This is a genomic window from Rubritalea sp., assembly GCF_039830215.1.
Taxonomy (GTDB): Bacteria; Verrucomicrobiota; Verrucomicrobiia; order Verrucomicrobiales; family Akkermansiaceae; genus Rubritalea.
Map to the genome: position 1 here is coordinate 1 of NZ_JBDOPO010000170.1, position 2,511 is coordinate 2,511.

Sequence of the window (2,511 nt, forward strand, 5' to 3'; positions counted from 1 at the left end):
ATGTTGGTTCACTCCGGAGTCAATTACTGCGACAGTTATTCCTTTTCCCCATGTTGAATTGTCTTCAAATACTCCGATAGATTCTAGCGCTGAAGCTCCAAACGCCTGAGCTCCGGACTGAACGCCAACTTCTGGCGTGGCTGGAATAAAAACGGGAAAATTAGGTGAGACATCAGAGCCGTCAATGTCTGTGATTTGGTTCAAATCGGTAAAGGCCACTCTTACTGTTCTTAGTGCGTCAGAATTTCCTAGAAGTCGGAGGCCGCTGCTGGAAAGGTTATTTAAAAAGGCGAGATACTCTTCTTCACTTTTAAAGTGGACGAGCCCTTCTTTTGGCAGTTCACTTTCTGGACTTTCAGCAGCTTTATCCGTCGGATGCGATGGGGAATTCCTGTTAGTTTGAGCTGTAGGTACATTCCTCTGAACCGATTCTCTAGGTCTGGATTGCTTATGCTCAGATGTTTTTGAGCTCGACTCTAAACGAGGAAAAGCCGCCTCAAGAACATAGCAGAGCGCTGCGATTAGAGCAATGCTGAGGCAGGCCAGTAGTATTTGACGTTTTTCCACCATATCCTTCAAGAGCCAAAATACTGCCATTCTCAAAACTTGCACGGAGAAATTTTGTGGGCTTCTTCCTCAGTTTGAGTCTGCACTGGAGCAAGCCAAGCAGCTGTGAGTAATACTGTGGCAGCAAAACATTTTTCACACGCTTGGCGAGTATTCTAAATAATGCTCGCTTGTTTAGTAGCAATCTAGCGATCTTCTGAATCAATATCAGGAATGTGAGTGAAAGAAATGCGCATCGGAGCCGCTGAGAGCCCATCTTGCTCGCAGGCAAGGTGGATGGATTTCTGTCCGTGTTTTTGCCGAATGGCATCGAGCGCGTGGTTGAGGCGCTCTCTAGCTGGATCAATGAAAGTAAAAAGAGAAGGTGTATGGTTATTTTGTTCTAATAGATGATTGAGGGTGATGGCTATTTGGAGCAGGTTGGCTTGTTTGTCCGGACGTTTTTTCCAAAGAGTACGGACGACCTTAGCAAAGTGGAGTGAGTCATCCGAGTGCTCGAAACGCATTTCAGCGGACCAGCTTGGAGCATGAAGGTAGCGAAGTTGTAGTTTGGTTGAACCAGCTAGATAGCCTTCTTTTCTCAAACGGATTGCAGCTTTCTGCGTGAGCTTGTGGACTATTGGTAGTGCTAGTTCAGGTTTGCGTTTGTCGGGTGGCAGGACGTGACTGTGTCCGATGCTGCGGCGCGTGGTCTTTTGTTCAACGGGCTCTATGCCGTGCAGGTTCATCCAAAATCGATCACCCTCGATACTTCCCCAAACGCTATGGAGAGTTTGCTGAGATGCAGAGCAAATGTCAGCGACACTATGGATGCCTCGCGAATGTAGCCTCAACTCCATGCTGCGACCGACTCCAGTGAGGTCTGATAATTTGAGTGAGTGCAGTGCTCCGGGGAGATCCTTGGAGTCTAAGATAAGGAAACCATTCGGTTTGCGCATTTTCGATGCCATTTTTGCTAACCATCTATTAGGAGCGACACCAATTGTGCAAGTGATGTGCTGACTAACCTGTTCTGTGATGGCTTGCTTGATATTCCGGCCTATCTCGTCGAGTTGCTCTTTGCTCCGCAGATTGTAGGGAACCCAGCACCAGAGTTCGTCAATCGAGAGAACGGCCTCGACATGAATGCAAGTCTCTATCGCTGCGATCAGCTGGTGGTGGTATTGGATATAGAGTTCTGGTCGGGCTGGAACAATCGTGATTGCTGGGCAGAGTTGTCGGGCTTCGCGGATCGACGTGCCCGTCTTGACTCCATAGGATTTTGCTTCATAACTCGCTGCTATACATGAGGATGTTTCCGTGTCTACCGGAGCAACACCAATAGGATGTCCCCTCAAGTTCGGCTGTACATGCTGCTCAACCGAGGCGAAATAGGAATCAAAATCTAGAAATAAGGCGCTTAGTTTGCTCTCGGACATAGCCACTTATAGTGTTCATTTGAGTACTAGTCAATATTAGTGGTGAATGTGGATATATTAAGCACGCTACGCCAAGCCAATATTTGAGTGGTACCGCTCGGGTTGCAATTTTCTAGCGGTTGACAGTATTCAGTCTCGCGACTTTAGGTGAAGTTTATGCTGCCCAGCCTTGTAATTATATTTTATAATTTTGGGCTGAGGCTAGGTTTCTCAGGGTTTATGGCTAATTGATGAGAACTGGTCGCCGCCCATACGCGTTCACTTAATGGTTAAGAGTATCTCATGGAGTGATTTACGATATCTTTTATCCATCCAAACATGCCGTTCTTCTAGGGTCAATGGAGCTCCTAAGCTACTCAGAGTCAGTGTGCCTAGTTGCTGACTTATCACTTCACTCACCTTCTCGTAGCTTGGAGCTCTTTTGACACTCACAACTGCTAACATAAAGATATGGTTCACGACTAACTGTTGGATCAATGCTGCAAGCGCTATGCAGCACAGATGGTGGTAATTTGTGTCACTTTTC

3 protein-coding genes are annotated in these 2,511 nt (G+C 46.9%); all 3 read right to left on the reverse strand.

Annotated elements, in window-relative coordinates; genetic code table 11:
• Positions 1 to 597: hypothetical protein (locus ABGY95_RS05675; RefSeq protein WP_347440727.1), on the reverse strand; the 597-nt coding region annotated here is incomplete at its 3' end.
• Between the two features lie 155 nt (positions 598 to 752).
• Positions 753 to 1,985 carry a DNA polymerase gene (locus ABGY95_RS05680; protein ID WP_347440728.1) on the reverse strand — a complete coding sequence of 411 codons (1,233 nt, stop codon included), beginning with the start codon at positions 1,983 to 1,985 and terminating at the stop codon, positions 753 to 755.
• 258 nt (positions 1,986 to 2,243) lie between these two features.
• The coding region (locus tag ABGY95_RS05685) for a hypothetical protein (RefSeq protein ID WP_347440729.1) at positions 2,244 to 2,511 on the reverse strand (268 nt) is incomplete at its 5' end.